Origin of the sequence: Psychrobacter sp. LFX-11D (genome assembly GCF_904846475.1) — a bacterium.
Lineage (GTDB): Bacteria > Pseudomonadota > Gammaproteobacteria > Pseudomonadales > Moraxellaceae > Psychrobacter > Psychrobacter cryohalolentis.
Window position 1 is genome coordinate 71455 of record NZ_CAJHAV010000003.1, and the last position, 20412, is coordinate 91866.

Genomic DNA, 20412 nt, shown 5'->3' on the forward strand with positions numbered 1-20412 from the left:
TGCTAACACTGACGTTATAGAAGCTAGCATTATTTTTGTTGACTTATATCAGCACCAAAGAATTCTTGGCTCAGTTTGGTGAGCGTTCCATCAGCGGCCAATGCTGCCATGGCTTCGTCTAATTTTGCCAATACTTCATCATCACCTTTTATCAATACCAAGCCCGAACCGGTTTGCTCACTGACAGGGGCCGTCAATTTAATCTCAAGCGCCGCATCTGGGAATTTTTTTAGATAATCCAAAATGGCAAGATTGTCATTCATGGTGAAGTCAGCGCGATCTTGTTTAACCAGCTGGATCGCTTGAGCCATACCATCAACAGGGATGACTTCAGCTTGATAACGCTCTGCAAGCTCACCATAGTTGCTGGTCAATGACTGAGCGCTACGCAGACCTTTTAAAGCCTCCCACGAGCTATAACGGTTATCATCTTTTGGCGCTAAAACCACTGCGCCCGACCAGCTATACGCTTGCGCTTTATCATATTTTGCTAAACGCTCAGGCGTGGTCAAGCTGACTTGGTTGGCAACCATATCAAAACGCTTGGCGTCCAAACCTGCGAGCATTGCATCCCATTGAGTTTCTTGAAACTCAACTTTAACGCCAAGTTTGTCAGCAACGGCACGCGTCACTTCGACATCATAGCCGGTCAGTTTGCCACTCTCATCATGATAAGTGAATGGAGGATAAGTGCCTTCGGTACCGACGTTGATAGTGCCGCCGTTATTGATACGCTGTAGCAAATCAGAACCGCTGCTCGCAGCGGTATCAGTTGCCTTGGTTTCAGCATCATTGGTAGGTGATTGACCACAAGCGGCAAGCAATACGGTACTTGCGGCAAGGGCTAAAAGCGTGCGACGTTTCATAAGACGTCCTTATCATAGTGAGTAAATAAAAGTGACTGAGTCAAATAAAGCAAAATATGTCCTGCCAATAAAATCGTACTGAAGAACAAGCAGATATCATCATAAATATCTGCTTGGTATTATTTGACTGTGACTGCTCAATTTGAGGATACACAGCATATTTTTCAATGCTGGTTTTATTTTATTCTTGAAAATTTGAGGCATTTTATGACAAATACTTATTCTAAATCTGCCCATTAAACACCTGCTCACGTGTATATTAACGCAATTTAGAAAGAATAAACGTACAAAAATAGTGAATATGCGTAAGGTTGTTATAGTTCACCTGAAAACTGGTACCGCTCACCTGCATGCCACATTTTGACAAAAGTCAATACTTGACCCGCTGAGTAAGTTTGACGACAAAGTACCAATGTAGGCGACTGCGCGGTAATCTGTAGTAACGCTGCAATCTCATCGGGTGCGGCTAGTGCTCGAATAGTATAGCTACCACGCTCCAGTGGGCTTTTTGCAATAAGATAATCACTGGTATTGACCACGCTAAAATCTTGCTCGATAAACTCTGGAACCTTTAGAGCATCTACCCAACGCTCTTCAAACTGTATCGGCTGACCATCTGCAAAATGGATGATCTTAACCTCATATAAAACAGCGACTTCGCTATCAATACTTTTACCTTCTTTCGATTCAGAAGTTTCAACCACCTTCTCAAGACCAAATTTACGCCGTAGCTCATCGTTTAGCATAGCAGCAGTAATGCCGCGCTTACTGACAACTTTTGCTTGATAATCACGATTGGCAGACTTTAAATCTTGAGCGATATTACGAACTTCTACAAATGTATGATTAAACTGCTGCTGCGCAACAAACGTCCCCGACCCTTGCCGGCGCTCCAATACTCGCTCTTCGCTCAATTCCTTTAAAGCACGGTTGACCGTCATACGAGAGACACCAAACTCTTCTGCCAACGCCATTTCGGTAGAAATCGCATTGCCCGCCTGCCATTTACCTGAATGAATATTGTCCAATATCGCATTTTTAATGCGTTGATATGCCGGAATCGCCTTTATCGTATCCATTTTTAACCGTTAGTTTTACCAATAAGAATAGCGCCATAGTAACACGAGATAATCATACAAACCTTAGCAAAACCATATGGCAGCTGCATGTTTGTCTAATCACTCACAAAAATAATGCTGCAATAAAGAAAAAAAACTTGCATGAAAAAATGATTCCTGATAATTTGTATATACAACTTTACGGCAGTATTAGTAAATTTAGCAAACTGACCGTACAAGACTCACTTTGATTGCCATATTGCCTCAACAGATATCACAAGGATAGGATCATGACTACTGATAATGGATTGAACAAAACCCCTGAATATACTCGCCGTGACGAGAGTCGCAATATCGCGGCGCCAACTGGCAGTACCCTACACTGCAAGAGTTGGCTGACCGAAGCCCCTTATCGTATGTTACAAAATAACCTGCATCCTGATGTGGCTGAAAATCCAAAAAGCTTGGTCGTCTATGGCGGTATTGGACGCGCTGCCCGTAATTGGGAAAGCTATGATCAAATTTTAGAGTCACTCAAAGAATTAGAAGATGATGAAACCTTATTGGTGCAATCTGGCAAACCAGTTGGCGTTTTTCAAACCCATGAAAATGCGCCGCGCGTATTGATTGCCAACTCCAACCTTGTCCCGCGCTGGGCAACATGGGAGCATTTCAACGAGCTCGATCGTAAAGACTTGTTTATGTACGGTCAAATGACTGCGGGCAGCTGGATTTATATCGGCACTCAAGGCATAGTTCAAGGCACTTATGAAACCTTTGTCGAAGCTGGTCGTCAGCATTACGACGGTAGCTGGGCAGGTCGCTGGATTTTGACTGCTGGTCTTGGTGGTATGGGCGGCGCGCAGCCACTAGCGGCGACCTTTGCTGGCGCAACTTCTCTAAATATCGAATGCCAACAATCTAGTATTGATTTCCGTTTGCGTACGGGCTACGTCGATAAACAAGCTGACAATCTTGACCATGCCTATGAGCTCATTAAGCAACATACTGCAGCTGGTGAAGCCGTTTCTATCGCGTTACTTGGTAATGCAGCAGACATCTTGCCTGAGATGGTAAAGCGTGCCAATGCAGGCGAAATCAAACCTGATTTGGTTACTGATCAAACCTCCGCCCATGATTTGATTAATGGCTATCTACCAAGTGGCTGGACGGTTGAAGAATGGAAAGCCGCTCAAGAAAACCCAGAGCAACATGCTGATCTAACCAAAGCCGCTGCTCAGTCTTGTGCCGTACATGTACAGGCGATGCTAGACTTGCAGGCAATGGACATCCCAACGACTGATTATGGTAATAACATTCGTCAGGTGGCGTTTGATGAAGGCGTAAAAAATGCCTTTAATTTCCCAGGTTTTGTCCCTGCGTATATTCGTCCGCTGTTTTGCCAAGGCAAAGGTCCCTTCCGCTGGGTTGCATTATCAGGTGATCCAGAAGATATCTATAAGACCGATCAAAAAATCAAAGAGCTATTCCCTGAAAACCAACATATCCATCGCTGGTTAGACATGGCAAAAGAGCGCATTCAGTTCCAAGGTCTGCCAGCACGTATCTGCTGGTTAGGTCTTGGTGAGCGTGATAAAGCAGGTCTTGCCTTCAATGAGATGGTCAAAAACGGCGAGCTTAAAGGCCCTATCGTCATCGGTCGTGACCATCTGGACACCGGTTCTGTTGCCAGTCCAAACCGTGAAACAGAAAGCATGAAAGATGGCTCAGATGCGGTATCGGATTGGGCACTATTAAACGGTATGCTCAATGTCGCAGGCGGTGCTACTTGGGTATCATTACATCATGGCGGCGGTGTTGGTATGGGCTACTCGCAGCACTCTGGCATGGTTATCGTCGCTGACGGTACTGATGCCGCAGCTAAGCGTTTAGCGCGAGTACTGGTCAACGATTGTGGTTCTGGCGTTATGCGTCATGCCGATGCGGGCTATGAGTTGGCGATTAAAACTGCTAAGGATTACGGTCTAAATCTTCCTATGATTAAGTAGTTCTCCATAGACACATAGATCACATGATTTTATCAAGGAAGATAATATGACCAAGCAAGATACCCTACAATTAGAGAAAACTGAGCAGGTCGCTAACACCGTGCCCGATACGACAACGCCAGAGACATTACTGTCAAAACCCATTGCCTTACTGCAACTGATTGTCTTTAGTATGATCGGTTTGGTGATGTTTTTTGTGCCATTTACCATTGGTGAAAAAAGCACGATTTTGTTCGACCATGGCGCAACTTATCTGGTCAATCAGCAACATACTTTATCTGTAACTTTGTTATTTATGCTGATGATATTTGGGGTAAGTAAACCGTTTATTGATGGTTCATGGCGTAAAAACATCACCCATAAAATCCTAACTGTCTTTAAAGTACTGGGACTGGTATTAGCTGTGATGTATATCACTGGTAACGCTCCAGCCTTTATGATGGAAAAGGATATGCTGCCGTTTTTATTTGAAAAACTGGCGCTACCCGTTGGTATGATTGTGCCGCTTGGGGCTTTGATTCTGGCGTTTTTAGTGGGTTTTGGTTTGCTTGAGATGGTTGGCGTGCTGATGCAGCCGATTATGAAACCTATTTGGAAAACGCCAGGTGCATCAGCGATTGATGCAGTTGCTTCTTTTGTTGGCAGTTATTCGATTGGGCTGTTAATTACCAATCGTGTGTATCTGCAAAAGCAATATTCTGCGCGTGAAGCCATTATCATTGCGACCGGCTTTTCAACTGTATCAGCCGCGTTTATGGTAATTGTTGCCAAAACACTGGGATTGATGGAATTTTGGAATCTGTTTTTTTGGTCAACGCTAGTGATTACCTTTATCGTCACCGCTATCACTGCCCGTATTCCACCAATTAGTCAGTTTGATAATGAGGTTGAGCGTCCAAATTTAGACTACAAAAGAGGCACGCGTCTAAAAGCGGCATATGAGCTAGGTTTGTCCACGTCACGCCGTGCATCAGATTTTAAACAAATTCTATGGACTAATTTTCGTGATGGTTTGACAATGGCAGCCGCTATTGTGCCCTCTATTATCGCCGTTGGACTCACTGGTTTATTATTGGCCAAGTACACGCCAGTATTTGACGCTTTAGGTTTACTGCTTTACCCCTTTACCTGGTTGGGCGGTTTGCCAGAGCCGCTCGTGGCTGCCAAAGGTATGTCTGCAGGATTGGCTGAGATGTTCTTGCCCGCATTATTGCTCAGTGATGCGGATATGTTGACCCGTTATGTCGCAGGCGTCATCTCTATTAGCAGTGTGCTATTTTTTTCTGCCATGATTCCTTGTGTACTAGCAACTGAGATTCCTATCTCTGTTGGGAAAATGGTCATCGTTTGGTTCCAGCGTGTAGCACTTAGTATCTTACTGGCAGCAGCTTTTGGACATTTGGCAATGTCTTTCGGCTGGATAAGTTAGGATAGATTGCACCTATTAATACAGGCACAACATCAATACCTCACCATATTATAAATACAGCTAATAACATTTAACACTAGGATTACCATCATGACTGCTATTAAAAAATTAACACTACAGCCACGTCAGCTTAGCTTTGAGATACTACGCGATATCTATGAACAGCCCGTCATATTGACCTTACCTGATAGCGCTTATGAGGCAATAGACGCCTCACACGAAGATGTACAAACGATCATCCGCCGTGATAAAAGCGCTTATGGTATCAATACCGGTTTTGGTCTGTTGGCAAAAACCCGTATCAGCGATGATCAATTAGAATTACTACAGCGCAATCTTATCGTGTCTCACTCGGTGGGTACTGGTGAAGCATTACCAGCCAACGTGGTTCGACTGATTATGGTGATGAAGGTGACCAGCTTGGCACAAGGTGTTTCTGGCGTCCGCCGCGCCGTGGTCGACAGCTTACTGGGCTTAATTAATAACCAAATTACCCCAAACATCCCTGCCAAAGGCTCAGTAGGTGCTTCAGGAGACCTCGCGCCTTTATCGCATATGACACTGGCGATGATGGGCGAAGGTCATGTTTATGTTGATGGTAAAAAAGTACTGGCCGCTGATGCACTAGCACAGCATGGTCTTGAGCCAATCACCCTTGCGGCAAAAGAAGGTCTTGCCCTGATTAATGGCACTCAAGTATCCACCGCACTGGCATTGCGTGGTTATTTCTTAGCACGTGATTTGCTTGAGACGGCAACCATCGTCGGCTCACTGTCTATCGATGCGGCTAAAGGCTCAGATGCGCCATTTGACGCGCGTATTCACGCAGTACGTGGTCATCATGGTCAAATCGAAATCGCCAAAGCACACCGTCAGCTCATTAAAGGCAGTGCCATTCGCGCCTCACACGATGGCGAGCAAGACGACAGAGTACAAGATCCTTACTGCTTGCGTTGCCAGCCACAAGTGATGGGTGCTTGCCTTGATATCATCAATCAAGCAGGCAAGACGCTATTGATTGAATCAAATGCCGTCACGGACAATCCACTGATCTTTAACAATGAAGACGGTCCAGTTGCCATCTCTGGAGGTAACTTCCATGCTGAGCCAGTGGCTTTTGCTGCTGATATTTTAGCATTGGCAATTGCTGAGATTGGTTCTATGTCTGAGCGCCGTATCGCTTTGCTAATCGATGCTACTTTATCAGGTGGTTTGCCGCCATTCTTAGTTGATAATGCTGGGGTCAACTCAGGCTTTATGATTGCTCATGTGACGGCAGCGGCTCTGGCATCAGAGAATAAATCTATCGCCCATCCAGGTAGTGTCGATAGTATTCCAACTTCTGCCAATCAAGAAGACCATGTGTCGATGGCAACTTATTGCGCCCGTCGCTTATATGAGATGGCGCAAAATACCGCCACCATTATCGGTATTGAGCTCTTGGCTGCTGGTCAAGGTATCGACTTCCATCGTGGGTTAGAGACCTCAGAGCCTTTGACTGTGGCGCATCAGAAACTACGTGAACAAGTGACTTTCTATGATAAAGATCGCTATCTAGCCCCTGATATCGAAGCGGCCAAGCAGTTAGTATTAGACGGTACGCTTGCCGAACATTGGCAGTCACTACGCAGCGACTGGTACGAGTCTAAATAAATATTGATGGGCGGAGAACAGCGATGACAATAGCGAGAACAACAGCAACGACTACCACTCACATTAGCCATACACCTGCTGATATGACCCAGTGGACAGGACGTGCAGAGCCATTTGAGACAGCTCGCGCTCGTTACTGGTATCAGTTGGCTCAGCCTTATGCCTTTGATAGCACCAGTCAGCAAAACGGCCAGCGTATTGGGCTGGTCGGTTTCGCTTGTGACCAAGGTGTCAGGCGCAATCAAGGACGTGTGGGCGCAAGAGCCGCACCGCCATTGATTCGTCAGGCGTTTGCTGCACTGCCAGTCATCGCTGAACTACAGCAGCGCTTTGACAATCAACTGCCAACCTTACTGGGTGATGCAGGTGATATTCACTGCCATGATCATGATGACTTTGCCGCAAACATGCTAGAACAAGCACAACTTAATTATGCCGATAAGGTAAACCAGATTATCAAGCAAGGCGGCTTACCCATTGGGCTTGGCGGTGGTCATGCTATTGCTTATGGTAGCTTTTTAGGATTGTGGCAAGCGCTGCAGCAGACAGACGCTAATAGTGATACAGATGCGCCACCGCGTATTGGCATTATTAACTTTGATGCTCATCTTGATCTTCGTCAGTCTGATGTCGCTACCTCGGGTACGCCATTTCGACAAATTGCCGAGCATCTTGATGAGCAAGGTCAGCCATTTAATTATTGTTGTATAGGCGTCAGTCGGTTTTCCAATACGGCAGCGCTCTTTGATCGTGCTGATCAATTGGGCGTGCATATCATCAGTGATGAAGAGTGTACCAATAAAAAATGGAAAAAAATTGCTGCTCAAATAACCAGTTTCATCGAGAGCGTCGATATTATTTATTTAACCATTGATATGGATTGCTTACCATCTAGCGTCGTACCTGGTGTCAGTGCACCTGCTGCCTATGGTATTGAGCTCAGTTTCGTTGAGCGCGCGGTCAAACTTATCTTGTCCTCTGGTAAGGTAAAAGTAGCCGATATTGCTGAGATCAACCCTACTTTTGATATTGATTCGCGTAGCTGTAAAGTTGCTGCTCGTCTTTTGGCGACTATTATCGAGCAGCATTTACTGAATTTATAGATAAAGGCTTATAAGTTTAACTTTAGAAATGAATTTTATATATTTACCTGATTATCAGTATTAAGCAGGAGCTTATTATGAACAACTCTAGCGAACAGATACTTGACGACTCTATCAATACTACCGATGCTATGGATGCCTTAACAACGTTTGACCATATTATTATCAATGCCAATCTTGCGACTTTTTCAGCGCAATATGGTTTCGATACTTATGCTGACAATAAAGACAGTATATCCGCAGCCGCAAAAAGCACGCCTTATGGTCAATTAGAAAACGCTGCTATCGGCATTAAAGACCGCAAAATTGCATGGATTGGGGCGCATACGCAAATAACGCCCTATTTCACCCATTATCAGCGTCAGCAAATCACAGACGCTGATGGTCATTGGATAACGCCTGGATTGATAGATTGCCATACTCATATCGTCTATGGCGGCAACCGCAGCAATGAGTTTGAAGCGCGTCTACACGGTGCCAACTATCAAGATATTGCTGCCCAAGGTGGCGGTATTGTCTCAACAGTTCGTTCCACTCGCGAAGCCAATATCGAAGAATTGTTTGCACAAAGTGAAAAACGCCTGCTGGCGCTTATCAAAGAAGGTGTGACCAGTATCGAGATTAAATCTGGTTATGGCTTAGATTTAAACACTGAACGCAAAATGCTGATTGTGGCGCGCAAGCTTGGCGAAAAGTACGATATTCATGTTAGCACCACTTATTTAGCCGCTCATGCCCTACCACCTGAATACAAAAATCGTGCCGATGACTATATCGAGCAAGTCTGCGAGTGGCTACCGATTTTACATAGCGAGGGCTTAGTTGATGCAGTCGATGGATTTTGTGAAAACATTGCCTTTAATGCTGAGCAGATTAAGCGCGTCTTTGAAGTCGCACGCTCATTAAACTTACCGGTGAAACTGCATTCTGAACAACTATCAAATATAGGCGCTAGCGCCTTAGTTGCTGAATATCAAGGATTATCAAGTGACCATCTTGAGCACTTAGTAGAAGACGATATCCAAAAAATGGCAGCAAGTAATACGGTGGCTGTGCTGTTGCCAGGCGCGTTTTATACCTTACGTGATACCAAGTTGCCACCGATCGAAGAACTGCGTAAACATCAAGTACCAATGGCAGTTTCGACTGACTGTAATCCAGGTACCTCACCGCTGACCTCACTGCTATTAGCGATGAATATGGGCTGTACGCTATTTTATATGACCCCTGAAGAAGTATTAGCAGGGGCAACGGTTCATGCTGCTCAAGCATTAGGTCTAGCTCATAAAGGACGTATAGAAGTTGGCTGTGATGCGGATTTGGCGCTGTGGGATATCACTCGCCCTGCTGATTTAGCCTATCAAATGGGGCTAAATCCTATTGAAGGTATTATGATCAAAGGTGCATGGCGTTAAACCTTATAGCCTCACCATTTTCTTTTAAATCGTAAAAAGCCCCAATCAATGAACGATTGAGGCTTTTTGGTTTATGAAAAGAATTTATGACATTAACAACTTATGTCTTATAGTGAGTTCAATATAAAAGAGTTACATTCAGAATAGCATTATGCTGGGATAAATTTCTCTCGCTTGCTGTGTGCTTCGCACTCCAGAGGCTTCGCAAAATTTATCCCAACAGTACTGTATTCTTTTTAAATTGAATCGACTGTACTATGATCTATAAACCGCTCTTAGTTCAAGATACCATAAGCAACTAAGGCATCGGCAACACGTTTAAAGCCGACGATATTAGCGCCAGTCATATAATCGATATAACCTTTATCAGTTTGATGGTATTTTTCTGAGGCTTCAGCAGCGCCGTCATGAATATTTTTCATAATAACTTTTAAACGTGCATCAATCTCTTCAAAAGTTTTGTACTGACGTACTGAGTTCTGTGACATCTCAAGACCAGATACTGCCACGCCGCCTGCATTTGCCGCTTTACCTGGAGCATAGTGCACACGATGCAAGCGAATATGATCAATTGCGTCTGCAGTCAATGGCATATTAGCGCCTTCAACCACATACTTAATGCCGTTCTCAACCATCAGCTTGGCGTCCTCTTCATTCACTTCGTTTTGCGTGGCTGATGGAATAGCGATATCGCCTTTGATATGCCAAGGTTTTTGACCAGCGAACCATTCACCACCATAGACCGCAACGTAATCTGCTAATGGTTGGCTTTTTGCTTTTTGCGCTTTTAACCAGTTGATTTTTTCTTGATTTAGACCCGCCCCATCATACAAGGTACCTTGCGAATCAGATACGGTGACCACAACACCGCCCAGCATATGAGCTTTTTCAGCAGCATGTAGAGAGACGTTACCCGCGCCTGAAACCAGTACTCGCTTACCATCTATGCGCTCATTTTGAGCCGTTAGCATATTTTCTAAGAAGTAAACCGCGCCATAGCCCGTCGCTTCCGTACGCATCAAACTGCCACCAAACCCTACGCCTTTACCAGTCAATACACCGCCGTATTCGCGGGTCAGGTTTTTATACATGGCAAACATATAGCTGATTTCGCGTCCGCTAACGCCGATATCACCTGCCGGTACGTCCGTATCTTTATTGATATAGGGATGCAGCTCACGCATGAAAGCATAGCAAAAACGACGGATTTCATTGTCTGACTTGCCCTTTGGATCAAAATCAGAACCGCCTTTAGCGCCTCCCATTGGCAAACCAGTCAAGGCATTTTTAAAAATTTGCTCAAAACCTAAGAACTTTAAGACCGATTGATTAACGGTTGGGTGAAATCTAATACCACCTTTATAAGGACCTAACGCGTTACTAAATTGGACACGCCAGCCGCGATTGACCTGTACTACACCTTTATCATTTTCCCAGTTGATACGGAAACCCATCACGCGGTCAGGCTCAACCAAGCGCTCAAAAACTTTGAAAGCATCATATTCAGGATGAGAGTCATATAGTGGCGCAATCGTGATTGCAACTTCTTTTACTGCCTGAATAAACTCAGGTTGATGGGCGTAACGTGCTTCGATTTTTTCGATTGCCTGACTGATACTCATATAGGTTCCTTAGGGTAGAAATTGTAATCGTGCTGATTTACACCGGCGCACTATCGCATACCCGAAAATGATAGGATGGTGAACACAGATGTAGGATTGATGTCGCTGCTATACGCTATCTGGTATGACAACTGGTGGGATTAGAATCCAACGGTTTGGGTCGCTAAATTATGATAAAGAAGCCCAGACTATTTTTATCTCATAACTGTATATCATTTTTTTGATGTATACGTCTAGTAAATATCAGCATCATCAAAAGTTATGGATAAGTTTTTATCATTAAAATATCTGAAAATAGTGCGTAGTAAAAACTTAATAATTAAAAAAAGGTGATTAGTTTAGAAAGCTTTAGACAACTAAAGCAAATATTGAAGCATTTGTCTTTAACAATGAATAATGATTTCATTAGCACTATCAAAAGACGTCGATGAAGAGCGCATTCGAGCTATGCAGCTTTTATTGTCACTGGCAAAACTGATGCGATAAATGCTATTAAAGAACCATCAATGCTGTTTGATACCTCATCTAGCTATCAATCGCTTTATCAATAACACTTTAAATGAAAATAGTTACCTTGTCTTATAAAAATTATTTAAGGCATTGCACACTGTTTATATGCAATGCGTCATTAGCACATTTAAGTAATGGAAATAGCCATCCACAATGAGATGGTAATACATTAAGGCATTCTCTTCTGATGTGGTAACGCTCATTCTAAAGCTACTTAAACTGCCTGCCACTGCTGCCGAGTGATCTTATATAGCACGTGTTCAGCGAGTAGATGATTTGACTCAAGTGCAGGATGATAAAAATTGTTTTGCGTATCAGTCATCTTGATACGCTTCATAAGCAGTTGAGAGCGCTTATTAATCACAGCAGTAAATGCAACCACCTCATCAAGCTCTAGCTCGCTGAAAGCAAAATCTAAAGACGCACGAGCAGCTTCAGTTGCATAGCCTTGTCCCCAAAACTCCTTACGCAGTCGCCAAGCAATCTCGACACAAGGAGCAAAAGACATATCAGCATGCGTCTGATTTAAGCCAACAAAACCAATAAAGGCATCATTTTTGTTTGAACCCTTTTTTAGACTGAGCGCCCAAAATCCCCAACCATTATCTTCAATCAGCTGCTGGCATTTACTCGCAATAATATCGCTCACTTTAGCTGATAAAAGCTTGGGGAAATACTTCATAACCTCTGGATCGGCATTCATAGCAGCAAATATTGCAAAATCGCTTGCTTGCCACTGTCTAAGATACAGACGCTCTGTTTCTATATAAGGTTTCATTGGGTACTCTATAAAGCTCATTAAATTGCCTATTTACATAATTTCTCAAGCCATTCTTATGATGGCTACCCAGTTTAAGCCGCCATAATCAATAGTCGGCTTATGATTATGGCTGGTAGTTATCATTAGTAACTTATCCGCCATTGTAATCACCTAGCCTTTCTCTTAGTATCGTTTGATAAGTATCGTTTGATAAGTATCGTTTGATAAGTATCGTTTGATAAGTATCGCTTAATAAGCATATTGATTACAGTCAGCTTCAGGTAAGAAAGCTTACTTCAAATGGTACTTCATTAGATAAAAAACAGACAATAAATTAGGTAAAACATATGGAAAACTCAAAGCAGTTAACATCAGAGCAGCCACTACGCATCGATATCGTATCAGACGTGGTCTGCCCTTGGTGTGTCGTCGGCTATCGCCAACTAGCAGCAGCACTAGAGAAAACCAATACTGATCATGAGATACATTGGCATCCGTTTGAGCTAAATCCTAATATGCCAAGCGAGGGTCAAAACATGCGTGAGCATATCATGGAGAAATATGGCTCAAGCAAAGCCGAGTCAGATACTAGCCGCGCCAGAATAGCCGAGGCAGGTTCTGAGGTCGGCTTTCAGTTTAACTTTACTGATGACCTGCGTATGCACAACACCTTTAATCTGCATCAGCTTTTGCATTGGGCTGAGCAGCAAGGGCGTATGCATGAGTTAAAGCAGGCATTATTTATCGCGCACTTTACCGATAATAGAAACCTCTCTGATATCAAGGTACTTGCCGATATTGCTGCAGAGATTGGGTTAGATGGTAAAGAAGCGTTGACGGTTTTAGAAGACCAGCGGTTTGCCAATGACGTGCGTGAGGTAGAGCAGCATTGGCAAAGGCAAGGTATTCAAAGCGTGCCTGCTATTATTTTTAATGAGCAGCACTTGGTTAGCGGCGCGCAAGGCGTAGACAATTATGTCAATATTTTAGAGCAGCTAGCCAATATGAAAGAGTAAATTAAGATTTTTTAGTAGGGCCATTTGTATGAATAAAGATAAACTAATCACCCTATCAGATGAAACTGAGATCCTTATCTTAGAGCAACTACGGGTTTATATGAATGAGGAATTCGATATCGATATTGGTAATTTGCCCGCTAAGTTCTTATTGGATTTTATCATCGAAACCGTAGGTCCGCATTTTTATAATCAAGTAGTCGATGATATGGAGCCATGGCTATACGAGAGGTTTACGGGGATGTTAGAAGATATGCATAGCTTTAAAAAGGACTAAAAGATAGACAGAAAAAAGCCGCTCCTATGATACCTATGATAGGAGCGGCTTTTTTCTGTCTATAGTACTAATTTTATAACTGCTACAAGTTAAAAATGAATAACCGTACGAATACTCTCGCCTTTATGCATCAAATCAAACGCTTCGTTGATGTTTTCTAATGGCATCGTATGAGTGATAAAGTCATTTAATGGAATATCACCTTGCATATAACGATCGACATAGCCGGGCAGCTCTGAACGGCCTTTAACACCGCCAAATGCTGAACCTTTCCAGACTCGACCAGTTACTAGCTGGAATGGACGGGTTGAGATTTCTTTGCCGGCACCAGCGACACCGATGATGACCGACTCACCCCAACCTTTATGACAGCACTCAAGCGCTGAACGCATCACATCGACATTACCGATACACTCAAATGAGTAGTCTACGCCGCCATCGGTCATCTCAACGATGACCTCTTGGATAGGCTTGTCATAATCTTTAGAATTGATACAATCAGTTGCGCCTAGCTTTTTAGCCAACTCAAATTTATCTTCGTTAATATCAATACCGATAATACGACTGGCTTTTGCCATTTTTGCACCGATAATAGCCGCTAAGCCAATACCCCCAAGGCCGAAAACAGCAACGGTCGCGCCTTCTTCAACCTTAGCGGTATTCATGACTGCGCCCAGACCAGTGGTCACACCACAACCAAGTAAGCAAACTTTTTCTAATGGTGCATTGGCGTCAACTTTGGCTAAAGATATCTCTGGCAATACCGTATATTCAGAAAAGGTTGAGCAACCCATATAATGGTAGATTGGCTGACCGTCTTTATAAAAACGGGTGGTGCCATCTGGCATTAAGCCTTTACCTTGAGTCTCACGTACCGCTGAGCATAAGTTGGTTTTACCTGAAGTACAGAACTTACATTCGCCACATTCTGCGGTATATAAGGGAATGACATGGTCACCCACTTGGACGCTAGTCACGCCTTCGCCGATTTGCTCAACGATACCGCCACCTTCATGACCTAAAATGGCTGGGAATACACCTTCTGGGTCTTCACCAGATAAAGTAAAAGCATCGGTATGGCAGACGCCACTGGCGATGATTTTGACCAATACTTCGCCTTTACGTGGCAACATGACATCCACTTCTTCAATCGATAATGGCTGATTAGGGCCCCAAGCAATGGCGGCTTTTGATTTGATAAATTTGTCTGACATAAAAGTCTCTCTTTTTAATGGTTGAATTTTAATAGTGTGATTATTTTATATTACTTCCCTGCTAATGATAATATAGCATATTTGCAAATATCTTTTACACAGTGGTAATAATCATGAAGTGGGATGGTATCAGTGAGTTTGTATACGTGGCAGAATTTGAGAGCTTTACTAAAGCGGCGGCAAAGCTTGCCATCTCGACAGCGCAAGTGAGTCGGCAGGTTACTGCACTGGAGAAGCGGCTCAATACCAAGCTGCTGTATCGAACCACGCGCAAAGTGTCGCTAACAGAAGAAGGGCGGGTGTTTTATCAGCATTGCCGCAGCATCCTTGATGGACTCGATGCCGCAGAGCAAGCGGTCAGTAATTTGCAGTCCAAACCGCAAGGTCGAATCAATCTGACAGCTCCTGTCACCTATGGAGAGCAGCAGCTATTGCCACTGATAAATAATTTTATGGTGCAATATAGTGACATCGAAGTGACGGCTTTTTTGAGCAATCAGAAGATTGATTTGATTGAAGGTGGTTATGATTTGGCAATACGTATCGGTAAGCTGAGCGACTCTACGATGATGGCAAAAAAACTCAGTCACCGTACCAACTTTGTCTGTGCATCGCCCGCTTATTTTGAGAAATATGGTCGCCCAAAAACCTTGGATGAACTCAGTCAACACAGCTGCCTATTAGGTACACTGGATTATTGGCATTTTAAAGAAGCAGATACAGAGCGCAATATACGCGTGAGTGGTAAGATACGGTATAACAGCGGTTATAGCTTGGTTGATGCAGCGCTAAAGGGGCTTGGCATCGTACAATTGCCAGATTATTATGTACAAAAACATCTAGCAACCGGCCGTTTAATGACGGTATTGGACGAATATAGAGAGCAAGAAGAAGGGATATGGGCAGTCTACCCGCACAATCGTCATTTATCGCCAAAAATTAGGCTGTTGGTAGACTATCTAGCAGATCATTTGGCTTAATAGTTCGTTAAGGCATGTTGCAAAGCGACTCTTTACTATGCACCGTTTATTACGCACAATGTAAAGATGCACTATAAGGACTCGATGTTGCCAACCATCACTCACTGAATAAATGACCACCATAAAAAAGGAATTTTTATGCTTAAGATTATCTCTATTGCTGCTCTAGCTTTGGCTGTATCCTCTTGTGCCAGTGTTGAAAATATTTTAAATGCACCTGATAAGATGCCATCAACGCCAGACACGATGACTGCTATCAATGCTAAAAAAGGTTTGGTTACGATGCAAAGTCCTCATTCCGTGCAAGATACCGCTGATAAGCTGGCAGCGATTATTGAAAGCAAAGGTATGAAGGTGTTCGCACGCGTCGATCATCAAAAAAATGCACAAAGTGTCGATTTAACATTAAGACCAACACAAGTCATTATGTTTGGTAATCCAAAAGCGGGTACACCATTGATGCAATGCGAGCAAAGCGTCGCCATCGACTTACCGCAAAAAATTCTCATCAGCGAAGATGCCGATAAAAAGGTATGGCTGTCATATAATAATCCTGAGTATTTAAAAAATCGTCATAACATTAAAGGTTGCGATACCGAGATTGCTAACATCTCAAAAGCGCTCAACAGTGTTAGTAAAGCAGCTATTGCCAAGTAAATTTCTAGCAAAAAATTTACTAAATAAAAAGGTGGGTAGCCAAATCGCAACCCACCTTTTTTCTATCTCTAGAATATTAACTTATTTATTAGCAATGCTCAGAGCATGCTATTTGCTCATGCAACTCTACTTTTAATTTCTTTGCACATTCTATAATCTTTTTTCGATCGGCAGGGATAGCACCATACTCAATGGCAATTTCGCGCATTTGTACGGTGACATCGTAGTGCGGGTAACTGGCATGACGATGGAATAAGCGCGCATCCACTTCAATCAGCGCAGCAAAATCATGCAGCTCTTTCAAGGTATCTGCCAGCAGATGGCACCACTTATAGCCTTTAAACTCTATCTGCATAAAATCGACGTATATCGCCATAGAGCTATCCCTTTATTTATTGCTTTAAAATAATCTAAGTACTTTTACTCTAATGGATCTACCACACACAAATCAGTATAACCTTGGTAATTCCCTTACGTTTTTCTTTAGCTGCTTAAGTACTTGCTGGTACTCATTATTACTCACATCTATCGTGCTCAAACGCCCATAACGCAGCTGACGATAATCCTTTTTAATCTGCTCGATTTTCATTTGAGCCACTGTTAAAGCATTGCTGTCTACCAACTGACTAGGACTACTACTCTGAGTATTTTTCCCTGTGTTTGCTTCAGGTTTTGGACGAGCACTTGTATCAAGTGACATTGCCAAGCGTTCAAGCCATGCCAATTGCCCTTCACTCTCAAACCTAGCCAACGTTTTATTATTCTTGCCAATACGTTTTGATAGCTGTGCAAGTGGCAGATCTGCTGGATGCCAGCGCTTGCGGCGGCGTTGCCAAATGACAAAAACGAGAATTACCATGACGGTAATAGCACTTGCTGCCAACCAAATAATTTGCTGCATCACTGAGCGGATGTTGAACCATTTGAGTAGCGAGTCCGCTTGCTTGTCCTGATCGTAACCGACGACGTCTTTTTGCCAATAGTAGCTGGCTTGGTCTGACAGGCGGCGCAAGGTTTGTAGCATCTGATACTGCTGATAGCTGATTTGCGCGCTAGCCCCATCGCCAAACATCGTAGCCCCTTGTGACTGCGTCAGCGCATCCATGCCTTGCTCGACGCGCTCAGGCGCTACAAACGCAGTCGGATCGACACGTACCCAGCCTTGACCCTCAAGCCAAACTTCCGTCCAAGCGTGCGCATCCTTTTGTCGCACCTCCCAAACATTCCCACTGCGGCTTAGCTCGCCACCTTGATAGCCTGCCACGACCCGTGCAGGTATGCCAGCGGCGCGCATCATAAAGGTAAAGCTGGAAGAATAGTGCTCACAAAACCCCGCTTTGGTCTCAAATAAAAACTCATCAATACGATTATTATTCAGCCGTGGCGGAGATAGTGTATAACGAAAGTCTGTTTTATGAATCCAGCGCTCAATAGCTGCCATATAGCGTAGAGGATCTGAGCCTGACTGGGCAAAAAGCTGCTGGGCTAATGCTCGTGCTTGTGGGTTGCCTTTATTAGGCAAGGCAAGATTTAGTCGTCGTGCCTCGTCAGTGAGTATAGGGTCAATCTGCATCGGCGTAAACTGTGCTACATCGTAGCGTAATTGCTGAGTAACAGGCTGGTCTTTTAACAGGGTAAAGTCTGAGGTGACACTGACATCTTGCTGCTGGGTAAACGGATAATCGAGTCCAAATAACCAGTTTTGTTGTGTGGGTTCTAAAATAACCTCATAGCTGGTAGGCGCAACTTTCACTTCATCGGGGATAGTAGCAAAGGCGTTCTCAATCCAAACAGGCATTTGCGGTCCAGGTCGCCATTGTTGTTGCTGAGGGCTTTGACGCCAAGTAATGCCATCAAAATCGCTAAATACCAAGCCTCGCCAATACAACTCCTGCTGCGGGGGTCTATTGTCTGTAAACTCTACGCGGAAAGCCAATTCGGTTGACTGACCTAAATTAGCAAAATCACCTGGCGACATACTATCAGAGACGCCTGTGGTCGCTTGCTGACCTGATAACTGTACTGACCATAGTGGGGGCAAACGCGGAAAGAATAGGAATAGCACCACCAATAATGGCAATGCTCCAATACCCAATACACCCAAGGTGCGCAGACGACCATCACCGCGACTATTCCCATCATCATTTAGCGCGATAAATGCCAGCAACACAACAATCGTGCCAACAATCACTTCTAACGTCGTTATTAACCCTTGATCCATCAAAAACAACGCTGCAAGTACAAACAGTGAAAGATTCAACACCACATAAGCATCGCGCCGCTTGTAAAGCTCCCACAGTTTACTGATAAGGCAGAGCACTAAAAATGCCACGCCCATATCCAGTCCAAATGCAGTATTGTAGGTCAGCCATAGACCGACAAGACCCAGCAAGAAACCGAGCATTTGCATGCCTTGATAGACGCGTTTTAAATATGCTATTTTTTTAAAACGCACTTTGATGCGTGGCAATTGGGCAATAATACTGACGACAGCAAAACCCATTAGCCATAATGGTAAGTGTGCCGCATGAGGTAAGATAACAATGACTTGGGCAATTAATACCCAATAATAGGCTGGTAGCGCTAAAAAATTGCGATACCATTTTCTAGCGTAACCGTGGTCAACACTAGCGCGGGTGCTTTGACCCGTTGCCAATTGCTCAAAAATGGCTGTCTCTGTAGAATTTTTAGTAAGAAAATCGATCGATACATTTTCAATGTCATTTGAGGAAGATCGTTTAGAATTGTTCATGGCGCTTTTGCCAATCTTAGTAAGCACGCTTGTGCAAAGCTGTCGCCCTCGCCCGTCATTACCGCAGAGGAAAATTCAGACGGTGCCTCATTTGGTAAACACATATTAAACGGCACACCCAATTTCCCTAGTGTGAGCGCCCCGTGAGCCAGTTGTGCCAGCTTCTGTTCATGCTGCGCAGCTGGCATATCGGCATAATCCAAGGTTTGCTCGTGACCAACAGGATCGGCAAAATGCTTGGTAAGCATACCCTGACCGCGTGCCACATGTCCCCAAGAAACTCGTGCCAGTGACTCTCCTTCGATATAGACATCTAGCCGCTCAAAGTCATCTTGACCTTGCCGATATTGCCCGCCTATAGGTAAATCCTCCAAACTGGCAACTGCATACTGCGCTTGCCAATCGAATACTTCAGGTTTTGGATAGACCCAAGCAGTACGGGCAAAATAAACATAGGACCATGCCCGCATGATACCCAAAGGGTAAACCGTTTTTATTTTTAACCGTGGTAATTCAAACTGCCCACGATTCTGCGTCGGTACAGGCAAGCGAATAATTTGCTCGTTTTGCAGTCGTGCCACCAGTATTGACTGTTTATTATCAGCGTTATGTTTAATTTTTTTGCTGATGTTTTTATCTTTCTTGCTATTAGCCCTGTCATCAGTCTGCTCAAAGCTAAATAACAACTGCCGTCTTGGTTGACGGCTCTCACTGCGCAGCTGCAAAGTTACCCAAACAGGCGCACCCGCTTCTGCCATAGTCACTTCAAGCAAACGTACTTGCAAACCTGAAATGTGCGCAAAGGTTACATGAAAGCTGATCAGCCAAACGCTAATCAAATAAAAACATAAACCTAACACCAAGTTATTGCCATAGTTAATACCGGCAATAAAAGTAATGATCAGCAGCACCGCAAATAGCATGCCTTCCCGGCTAAAAAATATATAGACATTACGCAAATTGAGGGTGGCGCTGTCACTTTTGGGCGCACGCGAAGCGAACCATCGATTGGCTGCTGAGGCAGCTGTTACGGTGAAAGCTTTTGGCAAAAGGCTCATGGCTACCCTATCGTTACCATAAAATTGACAATA

17 protein-coding genes are annotated in these 20412 nt (G+C 43.9%); 9 read left to right on the top strand and 8 right to left on the bottom strand.

The features are described from left to right. Positions 1-29: 29 nt before the first annotated feature. Together JMX75_RS03270 and JMX75_RS03275 are read right to left on the bottom strand one after the other, a co-directional pair. Entirely contained in the window at positions 30-866 is an 837-nt protein-coding gene (locus JMX75_RS03270) for a transporter substrate-binding domain-containing protein (RefSeq protein ID WP_201530983.1), read from the bottom strand. 314 nt (positions 867-1180) lie between these two features. Further along, a complete protein-coding gene (locus JMX75_RS03275) occupies positions 1181-1945 on the bottom strand; it encodes a UTRA domain-containing protein (protein ID WP_201530985.1) in 765 nt (254 codons plus the stop codon). A 269-nt stretch (positions 1946-2214) separates the two neighbouring features. Between JMX75_RS03275 and hutU the strand changes: the two genes are divergently transcribed. The 5 genes from hutU (at position 2215) to hutI (ending at position 9533) form a co-directional block, all read left to right on the top strand. Continuing rightward, entirely contained in the window at positions 2215-3933 is a 1719-nt protein-coding gene (gene hutU, locus JMX75_RS03280; protein WP_020444102.1) for a urocanate hydratase, read from the top strand. Positions 3934-3979: 46 nt separating this feature from the next. Then, entirely contained in the window at positions 3980-5362 is a 1383-nt protein-coding gene (locus JMX75_RS03285) for a YjiH family protein (protein WP_201530987.1), read from the top strand. Positions 5363-5452: 90 nt separating this feature from the next. Then, entirely contained in the window at positions 5453-7015 is a 1563-nt protein-coding gene (gene hutH, locus JMX75_RS03290; protein WP_201530989.1) for a histidine ammonia-lyase, read from the top strand. Positions 7016-7038: 23 nt separating this feature from the next. Then, entirely contained in the window at positions 7039-8118 is a 1080-nt protein-coding gene (gene hutG / locus JMX75_RS03295) for a formimidoylglutamase (RefSeq protein ID WP_201530991.1), read from the top strand. A gap of 77 nt (positions 8119-8195) precedes the next feature. Next, a complete protein-coding gene (hutI, locus tag JMX75_RS03300) occupies positions 8196-9533 on the top strand; it encodes an imidazolonepropionase (protein ID WP_413786619.1) in 1338 nt (445 codons plus the stop codon). A gap of 275 nt (positions 9534-9808) precedes the next feature. Here hutI and gdhA read toward each other — a convergent pair whose 3' ends face one another. Together gdhA and JMX75_RS03310 are read right to left on the bottom strand one after the other, a co-directional pair. Continuing rightward, entirely contained in the window at positions 9809-11155 is a 1347-nt protein-coding gene (gene gdhA / locus JMX75_RS03305; protein WP_201530993.1) for an NADP-specific glutamate dehydrogenase, read from the bottom strand. A 724-nt stretch (positions 11156-11879) separates the two neighbouring features. Then, positions 11880-12443, bottom strand: coding sequence for a GNAT family N-acetyltransferase (locus JMX75_RS03310; protein ID WP_201530995.1), 564 nt, complete (start codon positions 12441-12443; stop codon positions 11880-11882). Positions 12444-12772: 329 nt separating this feature from the next. On the opposite strand from JMX75_RS03310, the gene JMX75_RS03315 reads away from it, so the two are divergent. Both JMX75_RS03315 and JMX75_RS03320 read left to right on the top strand, forming a co-directional pair. Beyond that, positions 12773-13441 carry a DsbA family protein gene (locus tag JMX75_RS03315; protein WP_201530997.1) on the top strand — a complete coding sequence of 223 codons (669 nt, stop codon included), beginning with the start codon at positions 12773-12775 and terminating at the stop codon, positions 13439-13441. Between the two features lie 28 nt (positions 13442-13469). After that, positions 13470-13718, top strand: a complete 249-nt coding sequence (locus JMX75_RS03320) for a DUF2164 domain-containing protein (RefSeq protein WP_201530999.1) — start codon at positions 13470-13472, stop codon at positions 13716-13718. A gap of 89 nt (positions 13719-13807) precedes the next feature. Here JMX75_RS03320 and JMX75_RS03325 read toward each other — a convergent pair whose 3' ends face one another. Continuing rightward, on the bottom strand, positions 13808-14932 hold the full coding sequence (locus tag JMX75_RS03325; protein ID WP_227672988.1) for an S-(hydroxymethyl)glutathione dehydrogenase/class III alcohol dehydrogenase: 1125 nt from the start codon (positions 14930-14932) through the stop codon (positions 13808-13810). Positions 14933-15045: 113 nt separating this feature from the next. Here JMX75_RS03325 and JMX75_RS03330 point away from each other — a divergent pair, with 113 nt between their 5' ends. Together JMX75_RS03330 and JMX75_RS03335 are read left to right on the top strand one after the other, a co-directional pair. Beyond that, positions 15046-15912 (top strand): LysR family transcriptional regulator, encoded by an 867-nt coding sequence (locus JMX75_RS03330; RefSeq protein ID WP_201531001.1) that lies wholly within the window; start codon positions 15046-15048, stop codon positions 15910-15912. A gap of 138 nt (positions 15913-16050) precedes the next feature. Further along, positions 16051-16569 carry a DUF302 domain-containing protein gene (locus JMX75_RS03335; protein ID WP_201531003.1) on the top strand — a complete coding sequence of 173 codons (519 nt, stop codon included), beginning with the start codon at positions 16051-16053 and terminating at the stop codon, positions 16567-16569. A gap of 88 nt (positions 16570-16657) precedes the next feature. Here JMX75_RS03335 and JMX75_RS03340 read toward each other — a convergent pair whose 3' ends face one another. The 3 genes from JMX75_RS03340 to JMX75_RS03350 form a co-directional block, all read right to left on the bottom strand. Continuing rightward, complete coding sequence (locus tag JMX75_RS03340; protein WP_201531005.1) at positions 16658-16945, bottom strand: DUF4031 domain-containing protein; 288 nt, start codon at positions 16943-16945, stop codon at positions 16658-16660. 72 nt (positions 16946-17017) lie between these two features. Next, entirely contained in the window at positions 17018-19321 is a 2304-nt protein-coding gene (locus tag JMX75_RS03345; RefSeq protein WP_201531007.1) for a transglutaminaseTgpA domain-containing protein, read from the bottom strand. Next, a complete protein-coding gene (locus tag JMX75_RS03350; RefSeq protein ID WP_201531009.1) occupies positions 19318-20379 on the bottom strand; it encodes a hypothetical protein in 1062 nt (353 codons plus the stop codon). Before JMX75_RS03350 ends, JMX75_RS03345 begins: the two co-directional genes overlap by 4 nt. Positions 20380-20412: the final 33 nt, after the last annotated feature.

Coding starts and splice junctions, on each gene's coding strand:
- JMX75_RS03270 (WP_201530983.1), bottom strand. CDS start 866: ATGAAACGTCGCACGCTTTTAGCCCTTGCCGCAAGTACCGTATTGCTT.
- hutU (WP_020444102.1), top strand. CDS start 2,215: ATGACTACTGATAATGGATTGAACAAAACCCCTGAATATACTCGCCGT.
- JMX75_RS03340 (WP_201531005.1), bottom strand. CDS start 16,945: ATGGCGATATACGTCGATTTTATGCAGATAGAGTTTAAAGGCTATAAG.
- JMX75_RS03310 (WP_201530995.1), bottom strand. CDS start 12,443: ATGAAACCTTATATAGAAACAGAGCGTCTGTATCTTAGACAGTGGCAA.
- JMX75_RS03350 (WP_201531009.1), bottom strand. CDS start 20,379: ATGAGCCTTTTGCCAAAAGCTTTCACCGTAACAGCTGCCTCAGCAGCC.
- JMX75_RS03285 (WP_201530987.1), top strand. CDS start 3,980: ATGACCAAGCAAGATACCCTACAATTAGAGAAAACTGAGCAGGTCGCT.
- JMX75_RS03320 (WP_201530999.1), top strand. CDS start 13,470: ATGAATAAAGATAAACTAATCACCCTATCAGATGAAACTGAGATCCTT.
- JMX75_RS03315 (WP_201530997.1), top strand. CDS start 12,773: ATGGAAAACTCAAAGCAGTTAACATCAGAGCAGCCACTACGCATCGAT.
- hutI (WP_413786619.1), top strand. CDS start 8,196: ATGAACAACTCTAGCGAACAGATACTTGACGACTCTATCAATACTACC.
- JMX75_RS03335 (WP_201531003.1), top strand. CDS start 16,051: ATGCTTAAGATTATCTCTATTGCTGCTCTAGCTTTGGCTGTATCCTCT.
- JMX75_RS03345 (WP_201531007.1), bottom strand. CDS start 19,321: ATGAACAATTCTAAACGATCTTCCTCAAATGACATTGAAAATGTATCG.
- JMX75_RS03275 (WP_201530985.1), bottom strand. CDS start 1,945: ATGGATACGATAAAGGCGATTCCGGCATATCAACGCATTAAAAATGCG.
- JMX75_RS03330 (WP_201531001.1), top strand. CDS start 15,046: ATGAAGTGGGATGGTATCAGTGAGTTTGTATACGTGGCAGAATTTGAG.
- gdhA (WP_201530993.1), bottom strand. CDS start 11,155: ATGAGTATCAGTCAGGCAATCGAAAAAATCGAAGCACGTTACGCCCAT.
- hutH (WP_201530989.1), top strand. CDS start 5,453: ATGACTGCTATTAAAAAATTAACACTACAGCCACGTCAGCTTAGCTTT.
- hutG (WP_201530991.1), top strand. CDS start 7,039: ATGACAATAGCGAGAACAACAGCAACGACTACCACTCACATTAGCCAT.
- JMX75_RS03325 (WP_227672988.1), bottom strand. CDS start 14,932: ATGTCAGACAAATTTATCAAATCAAAAGCCGCCATTGCTTGGGGCCCT.